This window comes from Streptococcus pseudopneumoniae (genome assembly GCF_001072315.1).
Lineage (GTDB): Bacteria > Bacillota > Bacilli > Lactobacillales > Streptococcaceae > Streptococcus > Streptococcus pseudopneumoniae_R.
On record NZ_JVLI01000108.1, the window covers coordinates 1 to 6,645 of the forward strand.

6 protein-coding genes and 2 pseudogenes are annotated in these 6,645 nt (G+C 31.0%); 3 read left to right on the forward strand and 5 right to left on the reverse strand.

Translation table 11 applies throughout. The annotated features are described in order from the left end of the window. The 3 genes and pseudogenes from ADH54_RS05660 to ADH54_RS05670 all read right to left on the reverse strand — a co-directional run. A pseudogene (locus ADH54_RS05660) lies at window positions 1–625 on the reverse strand (relaxase/mobilization nuclease domain-containing protein); the annotation flags it as partial. After that, entirely contained in the window at window positions 612–977 is a 366-nt protein-coding gene (mobC, locus tag ADH54_RS05665; protein WP_000263039.1) for a plasmid mobilization relaxosome protein MobC, read from the reverse strand. The gene mobC and the pseudogene ADH54_RS05660, both read right to left, overlap by 14 nt. Window positions 978–986: 9 nt before the next feature. Beyond that, window positions 987–1,346, reverse strand: a complete 360-nt coding sequence (locus ADH54_RS05670) for an SAG1252 family conjugative relaxosome accessory protein (protein WP_049524364.1) — start codon at window positions 1,344–1,346, stop codon at window positions 987–989. A 491-nt stretch (window positions 1,347–1,837) separates the two neighbouring features. Between ADH54_RS05670 and ADH54_RS12445 the strand changes: the two genes are divergently transcribed. After that, complete coding sequence (locus ADH54_RS12445) at window positions 1,838–2,029, forward strand: hypothetical protein (RefSeq protein ID WP_239682660.1); 192 nt, start codon at window positions 1,838–1,840, stop codon at window positions 2,027–2,029. A 321-nt stretch (window positions 2,030–2,350) separates the two neighbouring features. Here the strand turns inward: ADH54_RS12445 and ADH54_RS11335 are convergent. Beyond that, window positions 2,351–2,694, reverse strand: a pseudogene (locus ADH54_RS11335) (XRE family transcriptional regulator). 439 nt (window positions 2,695–3,133) lie between these two features. Between ADH54_RS11335 and ADH54_RS11340 the strand changes: the two are divergent. Continuing rightward, complete coding sequence (locus ADH54_RS11340; RefSeq protein ID WP_080980799.1) at window positions 3,134–4,501, forward strand: SIR2 family protein; 1,368 nt, start codon at window positions 3,134–3,136, stop codon at window positions 4,499–4,501. On the opposite strand, the gene ADH54_RS05685 is transcribed toward ADH54_RS11340, so the two are convergent. Beyond that, a complete protein-coding gene (locus ADH54_RS05685; RefSeq protein WP_049524365.1) occupies window positions 4,460–5,206 on the reverse strand; it encodes a toll/interleukin-1 receptor domain-containing protein in 747 nt (248 codons plus the stop codon). The genes ADH54_RS11340 and ADH54_RS05685 overlap by 42 nt on opposite strands. 93 nt (window positions 5,207–5,299) lie before the next feature. Here ADH54_RS05685 and ADH54_RS05690 point away from each other — a divergent pair, with 93 nt between their 5' ends. Continuing rightward, window positions 5,300–6,196 (forward strand): tyrosine-type recombinase/integrase, encoded by an 897-nt coding sequence (locus tag ADH54_RS05690; protein ID WP_049524366.1) that lies wholly within the window; start codon window positions 5,300–5,302, stop codon window positions 6,194–6,196. The last annotated feature ends 449 nt before the right edge of the window (window positions 6,197–6,645 follow it).

A 6,645-nucleotide genomic window follows, 5' to 3' on the forward strand; every position in this document is an offset into this window, starting at 1 on the left:
TCATCAAACGATTTAGATTGCTGTAGCAAAAAATAAAGACGTTGTTTCAATTCAAACTTATGACTAGATTCCCTATATTTTTTATAACCTCGATAGGAATAACGTTTCTCAATAATTTTTGCACCAGCTACTTTAGAAATACGGTCTGAAATCATACGGAGGTTTCGTTCCAAGGCATAGTTCCATATCAACTTTTTATCTGAATTGCGGTCAATAGCATTGATTAGGATGTGATTATGAACATGATCTTTGTCTGTGTGAGTTACTACGATAAACTTAAAACGACCTCCTGTCAATTCCATCATGGTCTCATAACCAATGCGGTTAATTTCTTCAGGTGTCAGATTATCTTCAGGAGAAAATGATTGAATGAGGTGATGAGCATGAATAGTTTGTTGGTGTTTTTCTTGTCGGTCGTTTCTGGATTCATACAACTTGTCATTATTGCTGAAGTTGACATTGTACATCTCTACCATTTCTGCATGACTAGGGAAGTCCAAGTAATTGCTCATGCCAAAATCAGATACCAATTTCAAATTGTCCGTTTTATCAGGGTTGAGAATATACTTAATTAAACGCCTACGATATTTTTTCCGTGCGTCGCAAAGTGTTTAGTAACTACCATGAAACTCCTTCAGTCTTTTCACCTCCACTTGAAATTCTTTGTCAACTTCCTTAATTAACTCTCCGACTCCTTTACTCAATTCTTGTAATTGGTCCTGAGAAATCAGATGGCTTTGGTTAATCGCACGCGCAATTTGATTGATGTTATTTCCAATCCGTCTCAATTCAAAAACTAACTGGTCATAAGTATCAGTGTTAATCGTGACAAATGACATATTGGGATTAAGCAAAACTTTTCTGGCATAGACTGAGAAATTTTGACAATTGCTCTTAGCAATCCGTTCATTCAATTGGTGTAATTCTGGATCAGTTAGAAATACTTTTTTGAGATTGGTACGATAGCGATAAACCATTACATCCTCCTAACCCATATATTTTTCACGGAACTCACGACTGAGTGGCTGCACTTGATTCACTTCTGCAATCAATTCTTGAACGCAAGTCAATAAGATTGAGACGTGCTCTTGAGTCACTTGATGATTTTCTCTTGCGATAACCAGAACTTCATACACATCTCGACTAATCTGTTCAAACTTTTGAGACTGCCAAAGGGAGAACCAACTTTCAAAAATTCTATCCTGATAATTCTTTTTCAATAAATTTTGACGAAGAAATTCTGAGAAACTATCCACTTTTTGTTCCCTCATCATTTCTTTTATCTGTTTTTCTTCTTGTCTCGTGATTCTAAATTGCTTTCGGATTGACTTAATTTCTTGTCCCATTCTGATATCCCTTCAACATTCTACTTGTCTGACAGTGTAAGTCTACCTCACATTGTCAGTACGCTTCCTAAAGACCTCACTTGCTTCTTGTTCGGTCTTTGCGAGCTCAGATATTGTGTCCACAATATCCCAAAAATCATATCGCCAGCCTATCAAAACCTTCTAGTTTTGACAGCCAACGATAAGATAACTTGGTGGCTCCGCCCCCAAACCCCCATTGAAAAATCTTAACTAGATTTCTACATGCTTAGAAAAGTATAGCAGAGGATAATTGGAGAAGTTATCACATGAAAAAAGAGAGCAAAAGCTCTCATAACAATCCACTTAAACACTACAGAGTAGTTAAAAATTAGTAACTAATATTTTATATAATAAAGTAACTGGAGTTTTTATCTTATGTTTTCTAGTATTCATCTTAAAGAACGTAGAATATCCAATCTGAACTCTCTAATCTATTGAAAATCAATAGAGCTTCATACAACAAGTGGGAAATGAGGAAATCCGTTCCAAATCAAAAAAATCTTTCTACTCTTGCAAGAACACCTGATGTTCCAACAATCTATTTTAAATCAGAATACAAGATTATGCCCCCTATCTTCAGTTCTCTTCAAAAAATTAAGATAAGGTTGATGAGTACGCAGGGGAATTACTTCAAACACAATAATCACATGATAAGGTTGTGACACGTTTTCCTGTAGAAGTGTTCTATGATGTTTCTCTTTCTACTGGTCTTGGAGAATCTCTCTTTGATGAATAGTGGATGCTGCGCTCGAAAACTATCAACATCAATAATGATTATTTTGCCCTGAAACTCTTTGAGCTTGATACAATGGATAGTTTTCTTTCTAGTTCGCCACGAAAGAAAGCTACTGGATTTTGTCTCATTTTCTTTCCTCTCGTCAGTGTGTGAATATTGCAAGCTAAGGTACGGGCAAACTCCTCCTCACTATATCATAAAAACTCATTAAGCTACTATCCGATTTTCTGGTGTTTTCTAGTATGCTCTAAATACCATCCAAGTAGTCTCTGTAACGCTCCAGTTCTTCTAAAGTAGTCAACAGATAAATGTTAGTATTCACCATAGCAGACAAGTCTACACTCATCATTTCTCTCATCATCAAAGGGAATGTCTTGATAACGATAGAGACAAGATAGGAGACTTTGTTCCACATTTCTTGACAATCTTCATTTTTAAAGTTAATTCATAATCTTCAACCGGATTCAACATTTCTTCTTTCCCCACAATATCGACATAGGATACGTTGAACTTCTAGCAAATAGCACCTATCAGCTCAGTTGAAAGTGGACTTGTACCGTTCTAGTAACTACTAAGGCTATTACGTGAAATACCCCCAATTCATGCAAATTCTGGTTGTGTCATGTCATGTGTCTTTCGTAAAGATTTGATATGGTCTCCAATCAGGGCAATTTCTTTTTACTTGAAAATACTATCATATCATTTAGAATTTTAAAAAAGACTGATTCAAATTCATTAGGGGATATAGTTCTAAAATTGAAATTTTTCGTGCTAATCCTATGAAATCTCGATTTTCTAATAAATTTGTACTTATTTTCTTCAGACTATATAAATATCTCATTGTTGTAAGTTTGTAATTGACTCAAAAGTATTAGATATAATTTCAAAACAGTGTTTTAAGCTATAGTTGACCAATATCAGAGTTTGCTATTTAATGTTAAGTAAAAATTCATTATACAATTCAAGCTACTGAAGATGAATTTATGGTATACTAATGATAATAAATTGTTATCGGTAGGAGAGATATATTTTGGATAGAAAAAGTTTTATTACAAAAATAAGTGACTCTTTTAATGATGGAGAATTATCATTATTTTTAGGTGCAGGAAGTAGTTTAGATGCACATTTTCCAACTTGGAAAGAACTTCTAACCCCATGTGCCGAAAAATTAGGACTCGATATTAGTAGTATCACAGACTATTTTCAACTTGCTCAATATTTTATTAATGAGTATAGTGAGCGAGAATTATATTCACTAATAAATCATAAAATTAACAAATTTGATTATGAAAGCGAACTAATGAAAATAATTGTCCAAATTGGTTTCAAATCAATTTGGACAACTAATTTTGATAAAGTAATAGAGAAGAATTTTGAGTATCAAAAAATAAATATTAATAGTATTCATGATGAACAAGACTTAGGATCTGTTAGTTTGAAAAATAGAGTAAATATATTCAAGCTTAACGGAGATATAGGTAGTATTTCAAAAATTGTTATTTCAAAATCTGATATTGAAAACTATTACCTTAATCATGAGTTATTTTTAAGTTTTTTTCAAAGAGAGTTAGTTACTAATACTTTTTTATTTATTGGTTATAGTTTTACTGATGATATTGTTCTAAAATCTATTCAAAAGCTACATAGTTACATAGGTAAGAATAATAAAGCATTCTATACAATTATGATAGATAAGCCTGGGGATAAAAATTTTCAACTTTTTATAGATGATTTAGGAAAAAGGTACAACATAAAAGTTTTATTGGTCCAAACTCCCGAAGACATTAAAGAAATTTTGAGGGAAATAAAAGAAAAAACAATTAGTAAAAATATTTATATCTCAGGTAGTTTAGATGATGCACTAGAGGAGACTAGAGCATATAACCTTTCGAAATCTTTAGTCGAAAAACTAATTGACGGAGGATACAATATAGTTACTGGATTTGGAAAGAACATTGGCTATTACATTTCAGGTTCCAGCATACAAAAACTTTACTCAATTAATGAGGCTAATATTGAAAAACGTTTAATTATGCGACCATTCGCTCACGATATGAGTTTAGATGAGGATACGTCTTATAGACGAAATCTGATATCGGATACAAAGTTTACTATTGTTATGTATGGTCAGGCAATCAATAGTAAAGGTGACATTGTCACTTCTAGGGGTGTTTGGGAAGAAATTAAAATTTCGAAAGAACAAGGAAATTATATCATTCCAATTGCTAGCACTGGATTTGCTGCAGCAGAGTTAGGGGAGAAAATAAAATCAAGTATAACTGAATACCCTTATTTAGAAAATTATATTGAGAAATTATGTTCGGAAAATAGTCCAGACAAACTAGCGGAATTAGTATTACATATTATTGAAGAAATATCCTTCAATTTTATTGATTAATACCAGTATAATTGATTCCATACAAGCTATTTCTTTTAAAGTTGGTTGAATATTAAATTTAACTTTATTAAAAATGAAGCTACTACTATAATATGAAATATTATCATTAATATTGTATTTTTCTAAACAATATAAAATCAATGTATACAGCATTGTAATTCTAGTGCTAAAACAATTTTTATCAATATAATTATATTTATCAATAATAATATTGATAAATTTATCTGTTGTTATATTTTCTAAAGTCAGTAGATTTTTTATTTCTACTGACTTTAATTGTTCGTACAGTAAACGTTTTAGTATATCAATTGATAAATCATAGGTTCCGCTAGAAATATCAAGTTTCATTTCTCCATATATATACTTAGAAATCCAATTATATTTCTTAGGAATTTGGCTACTGGTTATCTCGCAAAGAATGGGAATAATTACTATTCCTTGATATTTATCAATTTTGGCTTTAATTGCATCTAATTCTAACACTGCTCCTGTACTTTGAAATAATTGTGTTGAAATAAAAAGTAAAAATATCTTAGATTGTTCTACTCCCTCTTCAATATTGACATAGTCACCGTCATCTCCTAGATACAGTTTTTCATAATCGTACCACACTTCAATACCTAAATTTTTTAAATGAAAATTTAGAGACTGAGCATAAACTAATCTATCTTTACCTGAAAAACAAAAAAATACCCTATCTTCCAAAATATATCTCTCCTACCGATAACAATTTATTATCGCTATACAAAGCACCCAAATAGGTTTATAATAGCATGATTATTGATAAAGGAGATTTTTATGGATTATAAACTTATTTCTACTTACTTAGATTATTGCAAAACTCATAAGCGTTTGAGTTCACACACGATTCGCGCTTATAAGAATGATCTTATGCAATTTTATAACTCAGACTATGATAATGTCGAATCCTATATAGAACAGTTGACACAATCTAACATAAAAACGAATACATTAAGAAGAAAAATTGCTTGTATGAAGGTGTTTTATAACTATCTAAAATACCAGAACATAATTGAAGAGAATCCCTTCAATCAATTGCGCTTTCAATTTAGAACTGAAAAAGTATTGCCTAAAACGATTTCGTATGACATTCTGAAAAGTATTTTTTTATATTTAGAGCAGAGAGTAGTTCTATCTAAAACTGATTATCAAAAACAACACGCTGAAAGAAATCTACTAATTATTTCACTTTTACTTTCAACAGGCATCAGAATTTCTGAACTTTGCCACATTCATCTCAAAGACATCAATCTGTCCAATAAGACACTCCATATTATAGGAAAGGGTAAGAAAGAACGTATCCTATTTTTAGGAGATCAAAAAACATTCAATTTATTAGAAACATATATAAATAAAACAAGAAATGAATCTAATGATTTCTTGTTCCCAGGGAAACATTCACTTAAACCATTGTCAGAGCAAAGTGTACGTCTAGTAATAAAGAGAATCGTTGAACAAAATAACTTTTCTAGAACTATTACACCGCATATGTTTAGACATAGCTTTGCGACAATGCTTCTAGATAGTGATGTAGATATTCGATATATTCAACAAATTCTTGGACACAGTTCTATATCAATCACACAAATCTATACTCACGTATCTCATTCAAAACAAAAAGAAATACTTAGTTCTTTTAATCCTGTATCAGCGATTCATTCTGAAATCGAGTAAGAGACATTTCTGAAGGTTACAATTTACTTCATCTTAAATTAATGTTTGTAGTTAGACTTTAGTTAATAGATTTTATACGCAACAAAAGTAAAAAGCATACAAAACTCCACTTTGAATCAGTATTTATACTATATTCCGTATTAAGAACTCTATAATTGTTTTTCTAAAATACAATCTTAAAATATCCTTAAATATAACAAAAAAAGTTTTGTCAAAAACAATTCCTAGATAAAATGAAGTAAATCTTCCCACAATAAAAGGCATAGTATCAAGTTATTTTCAACATCTGATACTATGCCTTTTTCTTATTTTTAAGACTCTTTGCCTATCATTTCACTTACTAGTAAGGTTCACAATAAGTTTAATCTTTGTCAGCAGATTGTTAGTATAGTAGATTGAAATAAGATGTGAACAAATCGATTAGGAAAGTCAAATTAATGTATAGAAAT